Origin of the sequence: Streptococcus mitis, from assembly GCF_965111735.1 — a bacterium.
Classification (GTDB): domain Bacteria; phylum Bacillota; class Bacilli; order Lactobacillales; family Streptococcaceae; genus Streptococcus; species Streptococcus mitis_DR.
Window position 1 is genome coordinate 1,813,484 of record NZ_OZ217346.1, and the last position, 17,057, is coordinate 1,830,540.

22 protein-coding genes and 3 pseudogenes are annotated in these 17,057 nt (G+C 40.1%); 6 read left to right on the forward strand and 19 right to left on the reverse strand.

Annotated elements, in window-relative coordinates; genetic code table 11:
- The first annotated feature begins 70 nt into the window (after positions 1 to 70).
- The 4 genes from ACLV7W_RS08805 (at position 71) to ACLV7W_RS08820 (ending at position 3,786) form a co-directional block, all read left to right on the forward strand.
- On the forward strand, positions 71 to 1,030 hold the full coding sequence (locus tag ACLV7W_RS08805; RefSeq protein ID WP_411865823.1) for an ABC transporter permease: 960 nt from the start codon (positions 71 to 73) through the stop codon (positions 1,028 to 1,030).
- Positions 1,020 to 1,976 (forward strand): iron chelate uptake ABC transporter family permease subunit, encoded by a 957-nt coding sequence (locus tag ACLV7W_RS08810; protein ID WP_411865824.1) that lies wholly within the window; start codon positions 1,020 to 1,022, stop codon positions 1,974 to 1,976. Before ACLV7W_RS08805 ends, ACLV7W_RS08810 begins: the two co-directional genes overlap by 11 nt.
- The gene (locus tag ACLV7W_RS08815) at positions 1,973 to 2,725 is read left to right on the forward strand and encodes an ABC transporter ATP-binding protein (protein ID WP_024057386.1); all 753 of its coding nucleotides are present in this window, start codon (positions 1,973 to 1,975) and stop codon (positions 2,723 to 2,725) included. The genes ACLV7W_RS08810 and ACLV7W_RS08815 overlap by 4 nt, the downstream gene beginning before the upstream one ends.
- A gap of 95 nt (positions 2,726 to 2,820) precedes the next feature.
- Entirely contained in the window at positions 2,821 to 3,786 is a 966-nt protein-coding gene (locus ACLV7W_RS08820; RefSeq protein WP_203212984.1) for a siderophore ABC transporter substrate-binding protein, read from the forward strand.
- A gap of 224 nt (positions 3,787 to 4,010) precedes the next feature.
- Here ACLV7W_RS08820 and yidD read toward each other — a convergent pair whose 3' ends face one another.
- The 10 genes and pseudogenes from yidD to ACLV7W_RS08870 form a co-directional block, all read right to left on the reverse strand.
- Complete coding sequence (gene yidD / locus ACLV7W_RS08825; protein ID WP_000821624.1) at positions 4,011 to 4,253, reverse strand: membrane protein insertion efficiency factor YidD; 243 nt, start codon at positions 4,251 to 4,253, stop codon at positions 4,011 to 4,013.
- Positions 4,253 to 4,974: pseudogene (locus tag ACLV7W_RS08830) on the reverse strand (pseudouridine synthase). Before ACLV7W_RS08830 ends, yidD begins: the two are co-directional and overlap by 1 nt.
- The gene (scpB, locus tag ACLV7W_RS08835; RefSeq protein ID WP_060627148.1) at positions 4,961 to 5,530 is read right to left on the reverse strand and encodes an SMC-Scp complex subunit ScpB; all 570 of its coding nucleotides are present in this window, start codon (positions 5,528 to 5,530) and stop codon (positions 4,961 to 4,963) included. The pseudogene ACLV7W_RS08830 and the gene scpB overlap by 14 nt, the downstream one beginning before the upstream one ends.
- An 18-nt stretch (positions 5,531 to 5,548) precedes the next feature.
- Positions 5,549 to 6,277 carry a segregation/condensation protein A gene (locus ACLV7W_RS08840; protein WP_060627149.1) on the reverse strand — a complete coding sequence of 243 codons (729 nt, stop codon included), beginning with the start codon at positions 6,275 to 6,277 and terminating at the stop codon, positions 5,549 to 5,551.
- The gene (gene xerD, locus ACLV7W_RS08845; protein ID WP_411865825.1) at positions 6,277 to 7,011 is read right to left on the reverse strand and encodes a site-specific tyrosine recombinase XerD; all 735 of its coding nucleotides are present in this window, start codon (positions 7,009 to 7,011) and stop codon (positions 6,277 to 6,279) included. Before xerD ends, ACLV7W_RS08840 begins: the two co-directional genes overlap by 1 nt.
- A complete protein-coding gene (cbpB, locus tag ACLV7W_RS08850) occupies positions 7,008 to 7,469 on the reverse strand; it encodes a cyclic-di-AMP-binding protein CbpB (protein WP_023947100.1) in 462 nt (153 codons plus the stop codon). Before cbpB ends, xerD begins: the two co-directional genes overlap by 4 nt.
- Positions 7,466 to 7,987 (reverse strand): metallophosphoesterase, encoded by a 522-nt coding sequence (locus tag ACLV7W_RS08855; protein ID WP_023947098.1) that lies wholly within the window; start codon positions 7,985 to 7,987, stop codon positions 7,466 to 7,468. The genes cbpB and ACLV7W_RS08855 overlap by 4 nt, the downstream gene beginning before the upstream one ends.
- Positions 7,963 to 8,934 carry a nucleoside-triphosphate diphosphatase gene (locus ACLV7W_RS08860; protein ID WP_411865826.1) on the reverse strand — a complete coding sequence of 324 codons (972 nt, stop codon included), beginning with the start codon at positions 8,932 to 8,934 and terminating at the stop codon, positions 7,963 to 7,965. The genes ACLV7W_RS08855 and ACLV7W_RS08860 overlap by 25 nt, the downstream gene beginning before the upstream one ends.
- A complete protein-coding gene (gene racE / locus ACLV7W_RS08865) occupies positions 8,931 to 9,725 on the reverse strand; it encodes a glutamate racemase (protein ID WP_033684754.1) in 795 nt (264 codons plus the stop codon). The genes ACLV7W_RS08860 and racE overlap by 4 nt, the downstream gene beginning before the upstream one ends.
- 200 nt (positions 9,726 to 9,925) lie before the next feature.
- Positions 9,926 to 10,174, reverse strand: coding sequence for a YneF family protein (locus tag ACLV7W_RS08870; RefSeq protein ID WP_000364990.1), 249 nt, complete (start codon positions 10,172 to 10,174; stop codon positions 9,926 to 9,928).
- 340 nt (positions 10,175 to 10,514) lie between these two features.
- Between ACLV7W_RS08870 and ACLV7W_RS08875 the strand changes: the two are divergent.
- Both ACLV7W_RS08875 and ACLV7W_RS08880 read left to right on the forward strand, forming a co-directional pair.
- Positions 10,515 to 10,946, forward strand: a pseudogene (locus tag ACLV7W_RS08875) (YSIRK-type signal peptide-containing protein); the annotation flags it as partial.
- A 92-nt stretch (positions 10,947 to 11,038) separates the two neighbouring features.
- Positions 11,039 to 11,110, forward strand: a pseudogene (locus ACLV7W_RS08880) (hypothetical protein); the annotation flags it as partial.
- Positions 11,111 to 11,270: 160 nt separating this feature from the next.
- Here the strand turns inward: ACLV7W_RS08880 and ACLV7W_RS08885 are convergent.
- Genes ACLV7W_RS08885 through ACLV7W_RS08925 form a run of 9 tightly spaced genes read right to left on the reverse strand, consistent with a single transcriptional unit; the run spans position 11,271 to position 17,056 of the window.
- Positions 11,271 to 11,753 (reverse strand): DUF5085 family protein, encoded by a 483-nt coding sequence (locus tag ACLV7W_RS08885; RefSeq protein ID WP_153210090.1) that lies wholly within the window; start codon positions 11,751 to 11,753, stop codon positions 11,271 to 11,273.
- A gap of 1 nt (position 11,754) precedes the next feature.
- Positions 11,755 to 12,183 (reverse strand): hypothetical protein, encoded by a 429-nt coding sequence (locus ACLV7W_RS08890; RefSeq protein ID WP_038804217.1) that lies wholly within the window; start codon positions 12,181 to 12,183, stop codon positions 11,755 to 11,757.
- Positions 12,176 to 12,904 (reverse strand): hypothetical protein, encoded by a 729-nt coding sequence (locus tag ACLV7W_RS08895; RefSeq protein ID WP_084926396.1) that lies wholly within the window; start codon positions 12,902 to 12,904, stop codon positions 12,176 to 12,178. The genes ACLV7W_RS08890 and ACLV7W_RS08895 overlap by 8 nt, the downstream gene beginning before the upstream one ends.
- Positions 12,905 to 12,934: 30 nt before the next feature.
- Complete coding sequence (locus tag ACLV7W_RS08900; protein ID WP_150923174.1) at positions 12,935 to 13,645, reverse strand: hypothetical protein; 711 nt, start codon at positions 13,643 to 13,645, stop codon at positions 12,935 to 12,937.
- Positions 13,642 to 15,333, reverse strand: coding sequence for an LXG domain-containing protein (locus ACLV7W_RS08905; protein WP_261126484.1), 1,692 nt, complete (start codon positions 15,331 to 15,333; stop codon positions 13,642 to 13,644). Before ACLV7W_RS08905 ends, ACLV7W_RS08900 begins: the two co-directional genes overlap by 4 nt.
- Positions 15,323 to 15,589: a DUF4176 domain-containing protein gene (locus ACLV7W_RS08910; RefSeq protein WP_228112084.1), complete on the reverse strand. Its 267-nt coding sequence runs from the start codon at positions 15,587 to 15,589 to the stop codon at positions 15,323 to 15,325. The genes ACLV7W_RS08905 and ACLV7W_RS08910 overlap by 11 nt, the downstream gene beginning before the upstream one ends.
- Positions 15,590 to 15,633: 44 nt before the next feature.
- The gene (locus tag ACLV7W_RS08915; protein WP_070478089.1) at positions 15,634 to 15,936 is read right to left on the reverse strand and encodes a DUF4176 domain-containing protein; all 303 of its coding nucleotides are present in this window, start codon (positions 15,934 to 15,936) and stop codon (positions 15,634 to 15,636) included.
- Positions 15,937 to 15,938: 2 nt separating this feature from the next.
- A complete protein-coding gene (locus tag ACLV7W_RS08920) occupies positions 15,939 to 16,502 on the reverse strand; it encodes a hypothetical protein (protein ID WP_084926399.1) in 564 nt (187 codons plus the stop codon).
- Positions 16,499 to 17,056 (reverse strand): hypothetical protein, encoded by a 558-nt coding sequence (locus ACLV7W_RS08925; protein WP_142358445.1) that lies wholly within the window; start codon positions 17,054 to 17,056, stop codon positions 16,499 to 16,501. The genes ACLV7W_RS08920 and ACLV7W_RS08925 overlap by 4 nt, the downstream gene beginning before the upstream one ends.
- Position 17,057: the final 1 nt, after the last annotated feature.

The following is a 17,057-nucleotide window of genomic DNA, read 5'->3' on the forward strand; positions in this document are numbered from 1 at the left end:
TTAAAGAAATCGTGTTACAGTAATATCCGCAGGTATCTTTCGATATCAAATCTACATGAAAGGACGGGGTATGAAACTTTCTCATTATTTAATTGGCTTACTTCTACTCCTAGCCTTTCTCTCTATTAGCATTGGGACCAGTGATTTTTCATGGGGAAAACTTTTTGCTCTGGACCATGAAACTTGGCTTCTATTTCAGGAGTCACGTCTCCCTAGAACCATCAGTATTCTCCTGGCAGCCTCTAGTATGAGCATGGCAGGACTCCTCATGCAGACCATAACTCAAAATCAGTTTGCTGCACCGAGTACAGTTGGAACCACTGAAGCTGCCAAACTAGGAATGGTATTGAGCCTCTTTGTCTTTCCGTCGGCTAGTCTGACACAAAAGATGCTCTTCGCTTTTGTTTCATCCATCATATTTACTCTCTTCTTCCTAGCCTTTATGACTATTTTCTCTGTAAAGGAAAGGTGGATGTTGCCTCTGATTGGGATCATCTATAGTGGAATTATCGGTTCTGTGACAGAAGTTATCGCCTATCGTTTCAATCTGGTTCAGAGTATGACAGCTTGGACCCAAGGCTCCTTCTCCATGATTCAGACTCATCAGTATGAATGGCTCTTCTTAGGCCTCATTATCCTGATAGCCGTTTGGAAATTGTCCCAAACCTTCACCATCATGAATCTAGGCAAGGAAACTAGCGAAAGTTTGGGGATTTCTTACTCCCTACTTGAAAAACTGGCCCTCTTTCTGGTTGCGCTAACGACTAGTGTCACCATGATTACCGTGGGTGGCTTGCCATTTCTCGGGGTCATCGTTCCCAATCTTGTTCGCAAGCACTATGGAGATAATCTAAGTCAGACCAAACTCATGGTCGCACTAGTCGGTGCCAATCTAGTCCTAGCCTGCGATATCCTATCCCGAGTTCTAATTCGGCCCTATGAACTGTCTGTCAGTCTTCTACTAGGAATCATTGGTAGCATCATCTTTATCCTACTTCTATGGAGAGGGGGACGAAAAGATGCAGTTTAAAAGCAAACATACCAAGCTCTTCTGCCTTCTCATTATTCTGGCCATCGGAGCTTGTCTCCTCTACTTTTGGCCCATCACTCACTTGTCAGCCTTTGCTTGGAAATTGCGTTCCCAAAAGATCATCGTTTATCTCTTGGTAGCTATCGCGACAGGGATTTCGACCATTAGTTTTCAAACACTGACGGAAAATCGTTTCCTGACGCCAAGTATTTTAGGAATCGAATCCTTCTACGTCCTACTGCAAACTCTACTACTGGTTTTTGAAAGCAAGTTTCTTCAACTTGGCAAGTCCCCTATCTTAGAATTCCTAGTTTTGCTTCTGCTTCAATCCCTCTTCTTTCTTGCCTTACAAGGCTACTTGAAGACACTGATGAAGCAAGATCTGGTCTTCATCCTGCTGATCTGTCTAGCCCTCGGAAGTCTCTTTCGAAATATCAGTACCTTCCTTCAGGTCCTGATGGATCCAAACGAATACGATAAACTGCAGAACAGTCTCTTTGCCTCCTTTCAACATCTCAACACTTCCATCCTAGCCATCGGCTCTCTGATCATCCTTGCTTTGACAATCTTTTTCTTTCGAAAAGCAGTCATTCTGGATGTCTTGCACCTGCAAAGAGAAACGGCTCAAATATTGGGGCTCGATGTTGAAAAAGAACAGAGAGAACTCCTCTGGGGTATCGTGCTTTTGACTTCAACGGCTACTGCCTTGGTAGGTCCTATGGCCTTCTTCGGCTTTATGCTAGCCAACCTCACCTACCTGATTGTCAAAGACTATCGGCACAAGTTACTCTTTATCGTAGCCATTCTGGTTGGATTTATTAGCTTAACCTTGGGGCAAGCCTTGATTGAACGAGTCTTTGCGCTGGAAATTCGCATCAGCATGATCATCGAAAGTGTAGGAGGTCTCCTATTCTTTATCTTACTATACAGGAGGGCGCGTCAGTGAAACTGGAAAACATTGACAAATCCATTCAAAAACAGGATATTTTGCAAGGCATTTCGCTTGAAGTCAGTCCTCAGAAACTGACAGCCTTTATTGGTCCCAATGGTGCTGGAAAATCGACTCTCCTATCCATCATGAGCAGACTGACCAAGAAGGATCAGGGAATACTCAGTATCAAAGGCCGTGAAATCGAAAGCTGGAATTCACAAGAACTGGCTCAAGAACTGACTATCCTAAAGCAGAAAATCAATTACCAAGCCAAATTGACGGTTGAAGAACTGGTCAGTTTTGGACGTTTTCCCTACAGCCGAGGTCGACTGAGACCAGAAGATTGGGAAAAAATCCGAGAAACTCTGGACTATCTGGAACTGACCAACCTAAAAGACCGCTACATCGATAGCCTGTCTGGAGGCCAGCTCCAGCGGGTCTTTATCGCTATGGTACTGGCCCAGGATACAGACTTTATCTTGCTAGATGAACCGCTCAACAATCTCGATATCAAGCAAAGCGTCAGCATGATGCAGATTCTCAAGCGACTGGTGGAGGAACTAGGAAAGACCATTATCATCGTCCTCCACGATATCAACATGGCCAGTCAGTATGCAGATGAAATTGTCGCCTTCAAGGACGGTCAAGTCTTTAGCAAGGGAAGAACAGATCAAATCATGCAGGCTGACCTGCTCAGTCAACTTTATGAGATTCCCATCACGCTGGCTGATATCAATGGCAAAAAGATCTGTATCTATAGCTAATAACATATAAGTTCAAGTTAGAGAACCTTCAATCTCTTAGTCAATAAAACCTAGAGACTCCCTAAATCGTTATCACATTTTAAAAAGGAGAAATCATGAAAACATCCCTCAAACTTTACCTCACTGCCCTAGTAGCCAGCTTCTTGCTCCTACTTGGTGCATGTAGTACAAACTCAAGCACTAGTAAGACGGAGTCAAGTAGCTCTGCTCCAACAGAGGTAACCATTAAAAATTCACTAGGTGTAGTCACACTTTCAAAAATCCCTGAAAAGATTGTGACCTTTGACCTCGGTGCTGCGGATACTATTCGCGCTTTAGGTTTTGAAAAGAATATCGTCGGAATGCCTATAAAAACTGTTCCGACTTATCTTAAAGACCTAGCTGGAAAAGTTAAAAATGTTGGTTCTATGGTTGAACCAGACCTAGAAGCCCTTGCTGCTCTTGAACCAGACCTAATTATCGCTTCACCACGTACCCAAAAATTCGTAGATAAGTTCAACGAAATCGCTCCGACTGTTCTCTTCCAAGCAGGCAAAGATGACTACTGGACTTCTACCAAGGCTAATATCGAATCCCTAGCAAGCGCCTTTGGTGAAACTGGTACACAGAAAGCCAAGGAAGAATTGGCCAAGCTAGACAAGAGCATACAAGAAGTCGCTACTAAAAATGAAAGTTCTGACAAAAAAGCCCTTGCTATCCTCCTCAACGAAGGGAAAATGGCTGCCTTTGGTGCCCAATCTCGTTTCTCTTTCTTGTACCAAACCTTGAAATTCAAGCCAACAGATACTCAATTTGAAGACTCTCGCCACGGACAAGAAGTCAGCTTTGAAAGTGTCAAAGAAATCAATCCTGACATCCTTTTTGTCATCAACCGTACCCTTGCCATCGGTGGGGACAACTCAAGCAACGACGGCGTCCTAGAAAATGCCCTCATCGCTGAAACTCCTGCCGCTAAAAATGGTAAAATTATCCAACTCACACCAGACCTCTGGTATCTAAGTGGAGGCGGTCTTGAATCAACAAAACTCATGATTGAAGACGCACAAAAAGCTTTGAAATAAGCTACTTCAAACTCAATTTAATACTCAATGAAAAGCAAAGAGCAAACTAGGAAACTAACTGCAATCTCAAAACACTGTTTTGAGGTTGCAGATGGAAGTTGACGCGGTTTGAAGAGATTTTCGAAAAGTATAAAATTTTGACATTCTAAAACGCATCCTATCAAGCTCACTCAAACCTGATAGGATGCGTTTTTATCATTTCACTAAAATATTTTTACCTAGCCTCATTTTTCTTCTTGATTCCGTTTGAGGGAAAAATGGTCTGGGACGGGGTCCTTGCCTGTTTTAGACCAGGGATGACAACGTAAAATCCGAGCCAAACCCATCAAGACACCCTTAAAGCCATGTTTTTCAATAGCCTGAATCATATAGTTGGAACAAGTCGGCTCAAAGCGACAAGAGGGTGGAAAGGCTGGCGAGATAAAACGTTGGTAAAAGCGTACTGGCGCTATTAAGATTCGTTTCATTATTTCTTGGTTACAGCCATGGTGTGTAGTTGGCTGATTTCTTTTTTATTCAGACGACGGGATTCACCTGGACGAAGGCCTGTCAAGTCTAGGTGCCCAAAACGTGTACGCGACAACTTGTCCACTTGAAGACCAACAGCTTCAAACATTTTTTAACCTGATGGTTACGCCCTTCATGGATAGTCAACTGCACCACAGAGCGATTTTTAACTGGGTCCACTTTGAGAATTTCATAAACAGCTGGCTTGGTTTTCTTGCCATCAATCTCAAGTCCACGGGTCAAGGGGCGGAGATTGTCCTTATTGGCCACACCTTTAACACGCGCGACATAGACCTTATCAATTTCATTACGGGGGTGAATCATTTCATCCGTAAAGTCTCCATCATTGGTCAAAATCAAAACTCCTGATGTATCCCAGTCCAAACGACCTACAGGGTAGATGCGCTCTTTGACATTGGGCAAGAGGTCGACAACCGTCTTGCGGCCCTTGTCATCTGTCACACTGGAAATGACACCGCGTGGTTTGTTAAGCAGATAGTAGACCTTTTCTTCATTGTAGATAGGTTGACCTTCAACTTCGACCTTGTCGCCTGACTTGATGGTCGTTGCGAGTTCACGCACCACTTGGCCGTTAACCGTCACCAATCCTTGCTTGATCAACTCTTCTGCTTTTCTCCTACTGGCCACACCTGCGTGGGCAATATACTTATTGATTCTCATCTTCTTCTATCCTTTCACCAAATAATTGGCTTTCTTGGGCTTGAATCTCAAGCTCATCAATCACTGGTAATTCTTCCAAATGATTTATCCCCATGTAATCTAGGAAATAATCTGTAGTCACATAGAGGTTGGGACGACCCAACACTTCTTTTTTCCCGTCTTCTCGTATCAAATCAAATGCCTGCAACTTTGCCAAAGCCCCACTCGAATTGACCCCACGGATGGCATCAATCTCTATCCGTGTGATGGGCTGTTTGTAAGCAATGATGGACAAGGTCTCAAGGGCAGCCCGAGATAAACTCTGGTTGATGGGCGCTTTAGAATAGTCCTTCAAAATCTCTGAAAACTGAGGCTTGGTCACCAATCTATAAGCACCCCCTGTCTCAATCAGAGCCAAACTGGAATCTGGGGCCTTTTCATACTTCTGGGATAATTTTTCTAAACTCTGTTGGATGCCTGTCGGTGGCAGAGAGAGGAGTTCAGCTAACTGGCGGACCCGAATCCCATCTTCACCCGCTACAAACAAGAGCGCTTCTATTTTTGCTAAAGTACTCATCTTTCCTCTCTATCAAGTCTAGCTTTGGGCTACTTGACTTTCTTCCTTCTTTTCCATGAGATAGATATCTCCGAAACTCTCCTCTTGCACGAGGATTAGTTCCTGGGTTTTGATTAACTCTAGGGTTGCTAAAAAGAGGGTGATGACCTCTTGGACATTCTGGGCTTCCTTGAACAAATCCTGCAAGCACAATTGGTCTCGTCCAGCCAAGGACTCTTTCACGATAACCATCATGTCCTCAATCTTATACTCATCCCGCAGGATAGTCGTATGATTCTGTTCAAACTCCTCTTTTTTCTTGGCTAGGATATTTGAAAAAGCCAAGAAGAGGTCAATGGTCGTCTTGTCATGCACGAGCTCCGCATCTTCGTAAATCAACTCTGTCGGCGCTTTGGAATAATACTGGGCCCGATCTTGGTGCTTGGCTTCCAAGTGCTCACCCAAGAGCTTGAATTTGCGGTATTCTTCGATTTGAGAGAGAAGATCCTGCTCTAGGTCATCCTCCAAGTCTGTCACTTCTGCCACCTTTGGAAGAAGCTTGCGGCTCTTGATCAGCATGAGCTGACTGGCCATAACCATGTACTCGCCCGTCACTTCCAGACGCATGGCCTGCAGCGTTGAGACATAAGCTAGATACTGTTCGATAACCTCCGTAATGGGCACATCGTAGATATCCATCTGATACTTAGAAACCAGGTGCAAAAGCAAGTCCAAGGGCCCTTCAAAATCTTTTAGTTTAATATCCATTATCTATATTTTTCTAAGGTCAGGACTGTTTTTAATCCTAATTTTTTTGCAATTTCGTACAAATCGACCTTCTTTTCTATCTGTCTTAGAATGAACTGTTCCCGCAAGGCTTGGGCGGATAAGGTTGAGAAACCTTTCTCCTTGACAAAGGACTCTAGCTGACGAAAGGCCCATTGACGAGAATAGGATTTCCCTGACCTTTCAAAGAGATAGGTCTGCCCCATCAAGGGTTCCAATTCTAAAAGCAAGGTCGTGGGAATAGTTACAATCCTCTGTTGGGAAGCCTTCTGAATTCTCAACACTTGAAAATCCAGATTGATATCTGCAACCTTAAGGGCTAAAATCTCACTCGGCAAGAGCCCCATTTCCAAGATAAGTAGAGCCAGTAAACGCCCCTCTGGATAATTACTTTCCTGCCAAAAAGAGTCTAGGTCTAACAATTCTGGCTTTGCGGTCTTCTTTTCAGCTTGTTTGGCTAATTCCAAACGATAAAAGCTATCCACTTCTTCTTTTTGATAGAGAAAGTAGAGAAATTGATTACAGGCCGAAATCTTTCGCTTCTGGGCGCTGATTTTTAGATTGGCTAGCTGGGCTTGGTAAATCTTGAGACTGGTCTCCGAAATCCGCTCGCCTACCAAATCTAAAAACTGTTCTAAATCATACTTATAGGACTGCTTGGAATTGGCAGACAGACCCTGCTTTTCCTCTAAAAAGGCTGAAATCCTGTCTCTCATTTGCATCGAATCTCATATTCCTTACTAAAGTCATGCAAGAGGGCATTGACAGCCTTGAGGATAGACTTACGCGTGATAATTCCTTGAAAAATCCCTGACGCATCCACAACCGGCAAGAAGGACTCATCTACCAGCTTGTGCAAGACCTCCGTAATAGTAAAATCAGGCGAGACGACCGCTACGTCCGTTCTCGTCATAAGAACAATATCCGTATCTGCCATGATTTCTTGACTCAAGTCATGCTCCATCTGGTAAGCCATAATATCTCTGAGCCCAATCGTCCCAACAAACTGTTTTTCATCTGTCACAACAGGAACACGGGTATAGGTCATCTGACTGAGCAAGAGGGTCGCGTGATCTGCATTGTGGGTATCAATCAACACAGCTAGATTTTCAGCAGGGGTCAAAAAAGTTTCTTCTTGCCCCAACAAGAAAGTCTCAAACTCCTTGGCAATCATCGGCTAAACTCCTTGGACAAGCCCGGATACACCTCATGGTCTCGTGTCAAAAAGTCCACTTTGAAATAACTGTCATCAATCTCCACACGAGCATAGAGACATTCTCTTATGGTCCCGCGTGGTTGACTGATGGAACCTGGATTTAGAAAGAGGGTCTTGCCTTCCATCCAAGCGCTTGGCACATGCAAGTGACCATAAAGGCAGATATCAGCATTTTCTTCCTGAGCCCAGTAGTCCAACTTTTGAAAGTTGAAATTGATGTCAAACAAGTGACCATGGGTTTGGATAATCTTGGTCGAACCAAGCTCAGTCACCAAACGTTCTGGGTAGCCGGCGTAAAAGTCCATGTTCCCTTTAACAACGCGGATGCCCTCCCAAAGGGGAGAATCTGGACGCAGTTCAGAATCGCCATTATGAAAAACGGCATCAACTTTGCCCACATAGCGATCACGGATTTCTTCCACAATCAAGCTATCGCCATGGGAATCGCTCATTACAATGATAGTTTGCTTTGCCATGATGGAAATACCTCCAAAAGTTTCTTAACGGCTAAGGCACGGTGAGATTGACTATTTTTTTCTTCAAGGGTTAATTCAGCTGAGGACTTGCCTGTCTCTCCTACAAGGAAGAGAGGGTCATAGCCGAAGCCATTTTCACCCTTAGGTTCAAAGTTAATGTAGCCAGGCCAGTCTGCTTCAACAACCAAGCTTTCCTTGTTTGGGCTGGCTACGACTAGGGTTGTATGGAATTGAGCCGAGCGGTCCTTGAGTTCAAAGACCATGGCCAATTCGTGCAAGAGTTTGGCATTGTTTTCACGGTCAGTAGCTCCCACTCCTGCGAAACGAGCTGACCAGACACCTGGCAAGCCACCAAGGACATCGACTTTGAGACCAGAGTCATCTGCCAAAACCATCTTGCCCGTTAATTGAGAAATGGTTTCTGCCTTGAGGCGCGCATTTTCTTCAAAGGTCATGCCTGTTTCTGCTACTTCAGGCAGGTCAGGATAGTCATTAAGATTTTCCACATCGTAGCCTAACTTATCAAAGATAGCTCGGAACTCTTTGGTCTTGCCTTCGTTACGAGTCGCAATCAATAAGGTTTCTCTGACCTTGCTTGTCTCAAAGAAATCATGAACATTGACCCCTTCTTTAGGCAATGCTACATGCAGGAGTTGCCCATTTTCAATCAAGAGAAAAGCTCCCTGACGTTGGATGACTTCCAGATTTCGTCCCATTTCTTGGTTGAGGATATCTACCACAAAAGACAATAAACGGTAGCGAGAACCATAGCGTAAAACAGCAACTGAAATCGGGAAACCTCGTTCCTCGTCTCGAAAGATTTTGGCCAATCCAACCAGAGGGAAATCCAAGTCTTCATCAGTCAACGTCCGGACGCCACCAAAAATAGCATAGGACCCGACATACCAGTCCTGGTCATCCTTGTATTCATAAATTTTATTTGTCATAATTCTACATGCTCCACATGAATCTCTTTTTCAAGCCATTCTTCACCAATTTGTGCAAAACTTTGGCTGCTGGCTGTTGTGTAAAAACGGTGATGGAGTGGTCCGGCATCGCGACCACGATTGATTTCAAAATAATTAAGTAAGACTGAGATATCCCGTACGCACTCTGCCCCACTATCGATGAGCTGAACCTTGGGTCCCATGACATTTTGAATAATGGGTCTGAGGAGTGGATAATGGGTACAACCCAAAATCAGGCTATCCACCTTTCCAACCAAGGGACGTAGGGTTTCATAAACTACTTTCTTAGTGACACTGGTTGACAGAGCCCCAGACTCCACCAAGGGAGCAAACTTGGGACAGGCCAAACTCTCCACCTGTAAGTCCGGATCCAGATCATTGATTTTCTGTCGGTAGATGTCAGATTGTACCGTCATAGGCGTTCCAATGACTCCGATTTTCCCACCTTGGCTGGACTTGATGGCTGCCGAAGCTCCTGGCAAAATTACACCTAGGACAGGAATATCTAGTTGAGCCTTGATTTCTTCCCAGACGACCGCAGTCGCTGTATTACAAGCAATGACAATCATTTTGACATCCTTGGTCAAAAGAAAGTTGACCAACTGCCAAGTATATTCACGAATTTGCTCAGCAGGACGGGGCCCGTAAGGCGCGCGTGCCGAATCTCCAATATAGACGATTTCTTCATGGGGAAGTTGGCGCATGAGCTCGCGCACAACGGTCAAGCCCCCGACACCCGAATCCAAAAAACCAATTGGTCGATTATCCATACAGTCTTCTTTCTAGTCTTTTTTCTGATTGATAGTTCATTATGATTATTGATCCTTATGAACTGAATGACATCCTAATCAACAACTATCTCTCTTAATCATAATCAAATATCAATAGAATGCAAGGAAAAAGTCTCATCCCTAAAACCATAGCCAACATAGTGAGAAGTCTGGAACTTTCATCCCAGACTTTTCCTTATTTATTTTTTCTTTTTATTGTTAGCAAGGGCTGCCTTTTGTTGGCGGATGATTTGGTGGTAAACTTGTTGTACCTTAGCTTCGCTTGGTTTTTGACCATTTGCACTCAAAAGAGTACGAACTGCTTCAGCATTCAAACGTGGGTTGTCAGCGAATTCTTTTTCAATTTGCTTACGAACCAAGTACATTCCTCCAAGAGCTCCTCCTAGAAAAGCTAGCACAATCAATACAATTGCTAAAAGTAAATCCATCATTTTTCTCCTGTTTCTTTTTGAGTCTCTTTCATTATACCACAAACTAGCCACCCTGACCAGTTTGTTTTACGCTTTCAGGGATGGGGAGACTGTAATTAAAGTTGGCTTATTGTTCTAGTCAAAACTAGAAAGAATATAAAAAATACACTCTCTCACCATTCGTTTCCTCCACTTTTTTAATACAAAACAATATCAAATATATATCCTCCTTAAATCCCCTTGACAATACCTCGTTAGCTCTTAAAATTAGAGTAACAACACAATATAGAAACAAGAAAGTTCGCTTTAAAAAAAAAAAAAAAAATGAAATCGCTTTCAATTAATAAAGGAAGTTTCTATGGAAAAAATTTGGAGGGAGAAATCCTGTCGCTACAGTATTCGAAAGCTAACAGTCGGCACAGCCTCTGTTTTGCTTGGAGCGGTTTTTCTAGCTAGTCATACCGTCTCTGCTGATACTATTGAAGTACAGCAAAACGAGCCTGCATTAGAGAAAACTACAGTTAAGACAGACACTATAACAAAAGCAAGTGAATCAACTGAGCATACACAGCCAAACGTGCCAATTGATCATACAAAACCAGTTCTAGCTAATAATAGTTCTTCTGAAAGTAAACCCGCTAATGCTGATGTTACTTCTGCTACAACTAATCAAGCCAGTACTGAAGCTATTGTAAAACCTAATGAAAATAAGGAAACCGAAAAACAAGAACTACCTGTGACAGAACAAAGCAACTATCAGCTAAACTATGATCGACCAACAGCTCTAAGCAAGTTTCATCTAGTCCAGACCTTGTTCAATCGGCAAATCATTCTCCTAAAGAACAACTTCCAGCTACTGGTGAAACATCCAATCCACTACTATTCTTATCAGGATTGAGTCTAGTACTAACAGCAACTTTTCTACTTAAGAGTAAGAAGGATGAGTCCAACTAACTTTTAAGCACACAAAAACCAGGATGAAGCTTATCTTCATCCTGGTTTTTGATTAAAATCAAACATGTTTATCTTAGATGCTAAAAAGGAAACATCAGAACATCGGATTCATCTGTCAAATTCTGCCTATTCTTATCCGAATGCGTTAGCTCTCCGTATATTATCCTCGATCCCTTTTTTCTCGAATCCCTACCATGATATCTGTATATAAAACATCATTTATCTTGCTTGAAATATAAAATACGGGTGTAGATTCTTCTAAGTCATTATCAAGCAATAATTTGGTTAGCAAGTATATAGCCTTATCAAAGTCAACAGCTTCCTCTCCAGTAACTCTTACTCCTGCCATTCGAGGAACCAAAAAATAACTGTTATAGGCTGTCCCCTCCATTATCTCTTCTTTTCCTAGATAAGCCTCATGAACGGGAAGATAGACTGTGATGTTGTATGTTCCATCTTCCAATTCTCCGATATGGGGGCATGAGTAAAAGGGATTGCTTTTAGGTGTATATCCTGCCGCTACAGCTGTTTGAATCATATCTTGAAAGGCTACTGCAATCTCATCACCGACAATATTATAGTTCACACTCAAGACATTACTCATCATTAAGGATTGATTCATACCATATGTAATTTCTGCCATTTTACTTCTCCACTGGGATAATCAAATCCACAAACAAATCATCATAAACAGGTATCAAGACTAGGTATAACTTATCTTGCAACTCCCAACCATGATCACGAATATAAGCTTTCATCTCCTCAATTGTTTCATCCAAGCTACCATCAAATAGAACCCGCTTGCTAATTCCTTCTATATCTAGAGATGCCTGATAATCCAGTTGACTTGTTGGCTCTGCTTCAGATATAACTGGAATATAGACTCCCACATCTTGCTTTTCTTCGTTAAATTGAGTTGGAGTCATCTCAAAAATGGTAGGGCCATCTTTATAAATACCATCAGTATAGGGAAGGAGTTCTGTATGAACAAATAACTCCAATAGTTCGTCCGCTTGAATCTGGACCTGGTCTGTCATCAAATGGCTCATATGTAGTTGTATTTCTTTAATCATCTTTAGTTACCTTTCTACTAAATCTATCTCTGTCAAATTCTCTGTTGGAAATCATATCTGGGTTTACTTTTATATGCTTGATTGAAGTCTCTTCCTCAATATCATTACGATGTTGGTAGGCATAGATAATATAAAACCATGTTCGGTACAAATAAGGCCCAAAAATCATGAAGAATAAAGACATTCCCCATCCCCAAAAATATTCATATCCAATTATCGCTAAAAAAACACAAATAAAAGATAAAATCATAGGAGGACCAAATACAAGATTATAGAAATTTTTGGAGGCCTTTTCTGATAAAATTTCTTCAGAGTCTAAGTCAACCATCAAACTCATAACAATATTCATAATAATGGAAAAGATTAGAGGAAGGAAAATTTTTAAACCAAGAAAACTATGGTCGCCACTCATAGTGCTAAAGCCAATAATGGCATAAAAATGACCAGTTAGATACATGAGATAGGTTCCAAAACTGGTTAATATCCCTCGCTTAAGATCCAAAAGAAAAACTAGATTTAATACCCAAACAATAATTCCTGTAATAATCAAGCCTTGATACAAAGAGGGATTGTTGAGCACCTCTAATCCTCCTGCAAAAAACGCCAAAAATGCTATAGGATATATAATAAAAATCCCATTTAATACCCCCCACAGAGGAACTGGTCCGTGGACACTCCTTCTTTGAAGTTCAAACGTTTTTTTAATTCGTTCCAGTATCATTTAAACCATCCTCTCATACCTTTTAAAACTTTACTTTTTAAACCTATCTCTGTCAAACTCTCTGTTTGAAATCATATCTGGGTTTACTTTTATATGCTTGATTGAAGCTGTTTCTTCAACATAATGACGGTGTTGGTAGGCATAGATAATATAAAGCCATGTTCGGTACAAATAAGGCCCAAAAATCATGAATAATAAAGACATCCCCCATCCCATAAAATAATCATATCCAATCATCCCTAAAAAAATAAAGCAAAGCGATAAAATTACAGGAGGTCCAAATAAAAAATTATAGACATTTTTGATGGCCTTTTCTGATAAAATTTCTTCAGAATCTAAGTTGACCAGACAAGTCCCAACAATAACAACTATAATAGCAAAAATAAGGGGGAGGAAAATTTTCAAACTAATAAAACTATGATCCCCACTTAAACTGCTAAAAGCAATGATGGCATAAACATGGCCCGTCAGATACATGAGATAGGTTCCAAAGCTAGTTAAAATCCCTCGCTTAAGATCCAAAAGAAAAACCAGATTTAAAATCCAAACAACAATCCCTGTAATAATCAAGCCTTGATGTAAGGCAGGATTTTTTAAAATCCTTAATCCTGCAAGCCAAAATCCTGTAAATACCAAGGGATACAAAATAAAAATCCCATTTAATACTCCCCAAAGAGGAACTGGTCCATGGACACTCCTTCTTTGAAACTCAAAAAATTTTTTGACTCTTTCAATAATCATTTAAACCATCCTCTCATGCCTTTGATCAGGCTATTGGCACCTTTTTTAAGATTATCTGTTATATGAAAATCATCATTAAGTTTATTTGCAAGCCAAACAGCACCTGCGGATACTCCAATTGCAATTGCCCCAGGTAACCAAACAGGAGCTGTCGCACCAAAAACTAAACCTGCTAGCGCTGCTCCAGCACTCGCTCCAGCAATCCCTGCAACAGTTGTTCCCGCTGCCTTAGCCGCATCTATCGCAAAACCTGTCGCCTTACTAGCCTCAACTTCATTTCCTCTCAACCCTTGACGTTTGGCCTCTTTTTCATTTTCACTGATATTTGAAAAAGTATCAACCACATCTAAAGCAGCTCCAACAACTGTAGCCCCTTTTAAAAACTTACCAAACTTCGTAGCGGATTTAAAGTTTGTTAGTCCTTCTTTAACAGAACCTATGAGTCCTTTCTCACTTGTAATTCCTTTCCACAGGCCTTTACCAGCATCCTTGAAACTTATTTCATTAGTGAATTCTTCTTTCAGTAGACTTCCAGTTGTAGACACAATTGATTTTCCGACACTAGCCACTTTGGTACTAAATCGAGTTGTATCTTTAAAAGATTTGAAAACCTTTCTCAATTCTTCGTTATATTTAGTATAGCCTAGATTTTCCATAATGGATTTAAAGACCTGTGAAACATCACCATTTTTATATTGAACAACTTCATAAATATGACTACCACTTAATTTCTTACCAACTTTAAAATAATCATCTAATGACTTACCGAATTCTGTTGTTGCTTTAGAAACAATGATATCCCCTTTTTTATTTTTTCTAAAACGATAATACGCATATAAAGCTGCCAACATAGATTCCAATTCAAAATAATCAACTTTTTTATACAGACGATTTTCTTTTATATCTTTATACACATTAAATAATGCATCTATTAAGTCTTTACTTTCAGCTATCGTCCCACTATACTTAGACTCGGCAAGCTGTTTTGCGAGAGCATTTTGGTACTTCACAGCTTTGGAGTTGCTATGGATAGCTGTGTGAATCTCTGAAACTGAGTTTTTAAACCAAGTTCGACTATAATAATTTCTCGATGCGGTGTTCCCATATGGAAGAGAGGCATAACCTGATAGGGTAGCGATTTCACTATTTTGCATATCTATAAGGTCAAAAGTATCTGTCTTTAAAAGAACACTATTAAAAACTTCCATGTTCTTTATAGTATCATCTAAACTCTTGACTGCTTGACTATAGCTCTCCTTCACACTATCCAAACTAGGATTCGTTAAATGTAGAATATCACCAATCCCTGCATAGATAATTAGTGCCTCACTTGAAATTTTATTCAAATCATTAACAGGATCTTTTATACGTTGCTTGAGGCTCTCTAGATATTCTGTATGAATAATCGCACTGTTGTCGGTCTCTGACACCGTGTCTTGAAAGAGCTTCACAAGTCCATCATAGCGACTGACAATGCTATCTAGGGCATTGACATAGTTATCAACCAGTGGTATCTGATAGTTGGTCACTTTCTGGTTAATGGCATCCTTCACTGCCCCTTTGAGGCTATCAGTTGAAACGACCTCTGATAGACGACTTCTCGAAACAGATAGCTGTTCCTTGATACTATTTACCGAAATAACTAACAACTCTTTTTGAACTCGAACTTCGGATACATCAATCTTCATTTACTTCCTCCTCTGCATAAACACTGGAAATCAGTCCTGCGTCTAGATAGTCCTTACGCAGAGCTTCTTGGCAGTAGTGTTCATCCACCGTATCCGAATACCCTTCTGATACCACTCTCTTAATAAAGAGATTACTTAAAAACAAGGGTGAAGTGTCAAAGCGTAATCCAAATGGATAGCCATGACCGATGTAGTCCATATAATGACCATTATCCAAATCAACTCGGCGACCTGAAATGACTACAAAAAAGTCCATCTGTTCGCTTGTACTCCTTGTTCCTATCTCTAAATCTACTTTTTCTATATGTTATTTAACTTTAAGTGAGGGTATTTAATATTTTTTTGTTCCTTCTCAAAAAGCTGTTGAGCGCTTTTTTCTTGGTCATCAATATACCCCTCAAACCAAACTTTACTTATATCTTCTTTGTTAAAAAAATAACATTGATTATCCGTATTTCCATTTGGATATAAACATGCCGAATAATCGAAATAACCAATTGTCCCTTGATTATTATAGAGTGGAAAACGAGATAAAATCATTAACTTCACTTCTCCGTTATGAAGTTGAATCACACTTCCGATTGGCAATATTTTATCATTCATTATTAACTCTCCTTATTACTTAATTCTTTGTATAACTGTCTCAATATCATGCTGCGTTTAATCAATTTGGTATTTAAAATAGTGTATACGATAAAATATGATGATAAAGTTAATACAAGACTAATATAATTACCCGAACTTATAAAAATTGCAGCAGTCACTATTCCTATAATCAAAAAACAGAGCATCGTTATATATAATATTAAAACATTCCTTTTTTCTTGCTTTAAAAAGTTTTGATAGTTTATTAAATCAATTCGAAATTCTTCTAACTCAATGACACGGTTTAAAACATAATAAAGGAATAGACTACTACCAATACTAATGATAATATAAGCAAGGACCAAAGACAGCAACCGAAAATCTGTTGGTACTTCCCCATTTTTACTTATACTTCTTAAAACAATATATAAAACAAGAGCAATTGAACTGTAACCAGTAATAGCAGTTGCTCCATTGATTTTATCCTTTATTGAATATAACAGTTGATGATTTTCATTGCTATAGTAGACAGATTTTCCCTGATATATACCTAGGACAATGAAACTCTTAGTTTTACTTTTCAAAATTTCCTTTCTAAATTATAAGTTTTATACAGTCCATTTATGATTTTTCCTCTTTGGAATACTTTATTATAAAAGAACATAAAATATATAGTCATAAATAAAACTGAAACAACTCCCCATGAAATATTGCCATATGTGATAAAGAGGTATGCAAAGAATATTATAATTAGTGGTAATATGATAAGAGATAAATAGGTAAAAAAGACATTCTTTCGCTCTCTTAACACGAAGTCTCTCATTGCTTTTTCCTCTAATTGAAGTTTTTCAACTTTCCTCTCACGATGGTACGTAACATAACAAACAACAAAGGCTATTATAAAGGAAATCAGGATGCCTATCATTAAAAATTGATATCTTCCCAGAATGGTTAAATAGTATTTGGAATTAACTTTTCCAATTATGACATAAATAATCATGACCATGCTACTGCCAGCAGTTTCCAAAAAAGAAGTCTTCTTTCTTACTATATATAAACTAGAATCTTTTTTATCAAAATAAACTGGATTTTTATCAATTGTTCCTATAGGAACCATATTTTTTAAATATCTTTTCATG

Coding starts and splice junctions, on each gene's coding strand:
- ACLV7W_RS08805 (WP_411865823.1), top strand. CDS start 71: ATGAAACTTTCTCATTATTTAATTGGCTTACTTCTACTCCTAGCCTTT.
- ACLV7W_RS08810 (WP_411865824.1), top strand. CDS start 1,020: ATGCAGTTTAAAAGCAAACATACCAAGCTCTTCTGCCTTCTCATTATT.
- ACLV7W_RS08820 (WP_203212984.1), top strand. CDS start 2,821: ATGAAAACATCCCTCAAACTTTACCTCACTGCCCTAGTAGCCAGCTTC.
- yidD (WP_000821624.1), bottom strand. CDS start 4,253: ATGAAACGAATCTTAATAGCGCCAGTACGCTTTTACCAACGTTTTATC.
- scpB (WP_060627148.1), bottom strand. CDS start 5,530: ATGAGTACTTTAGCAAAAATAGAAGCGCTCTTGTTTGTAGCGGGTGAA.
- ACLV7W_RS08840 (WP_060627149.1), bottom strand. CDS start 6,277: ATGGATATTAAACTAAAAGATTTTGAAGGGCCCTTGGACTTGCTTTTG.
- xerD (WP_411865825.1), bottom strand. CDS start 7,011: ATGAGAGACAGGATTTCAGCCTTTTTAGAGGAAAAGCAGGGTCTGTCT.
- cbpB (WP_023947100.1), bottom strand. CDS start 7,469: ATGATTGCCAAGGAGTTTGAGACTTTCTTGTTGGGGCAAGAAGAAACT.
- ACLV7W_RS08855 (WP_023947098.1), bottom strand. CDS start 7,987: ATGGCAAAGCAAACTATCATTGTAATGAGCGATTCCCATGGCGATAGC.
- ACLV7W_RS08860 (WP_411865826.1), bottom strand. CDS start 8,934: ATGACAAATAAAATTTATGAATACAAGGATGACCAGGACTGGTATGTC.
- racE (WP_033684754.1), bottom strand. CDS start 9,725: ATGGATAATCGACCAATTGGTTTTTTGGATTCGGGTGTCGGGGGCTTG.
- ACLV7W_RS08870 (WP_000364990.1), bottom strand. CDS start 10,174: ATGGATTTACTTTTAGCAATTGTATTGATTGTGCTAGCTTTTCTAGGA.
- ACLV7W_RS08885 (WP_153210090.1), bottom strand. CDS start 11,753: ATGGCAGAAATTACATATGGTATGAATCAATCCTTAATGATGAGTAAT.
- ACLV7W_RS08890 (WP_038804217.1), bottom strand. CDS start 12,183: ATGATTAAAGAAATACAACTACATATGAGCCATTTGATGACAGACCAG.
- ACLV7W_RS08895 (WP_084926396.1), bottom strand. CDS start 12,904: ATGATACTGGAACGAATTAAAAAAACGTTTGAACTTCAAAGAAGGAGT.
- ACLV7W_RS08900 (WP_150923174.1), bottom strand. CDS start 13,645: ATGATTATTGAAAGAGTCAAAAAATTTTTTGAGTTTCAAAGAAGGAGT.
- ACLV7W_RS08905 (WP_261126484.1), bottom strand. CDS start 15,333: ATGAAGATTGATGTATCCGAAGTTCGAGTTCAAAAAGAGTTGTTAGTT.
- ACLV7W_RS08910 (WP_228112084.1), bottom strand. CDS start 15,589: ATGGACTTTTTTGTAGTCATTTCAGGTCGCCGAGTTGATTTGGATAAT.
- ACLV7W_RS08915 (WP_070478089.1), bottom strand. CDS start 15,936: ATGAATGATAAAATATTGCCAATCGGAAGTGTGATTCAACTTCATAAC.
- ACLV7W_RS08925 (WP_142358445.1), bottom strand. CDS start 17,056: ATGAAAAGATATTTAAAAAATATGGTTCCTATAGGAACAATTGATAAA.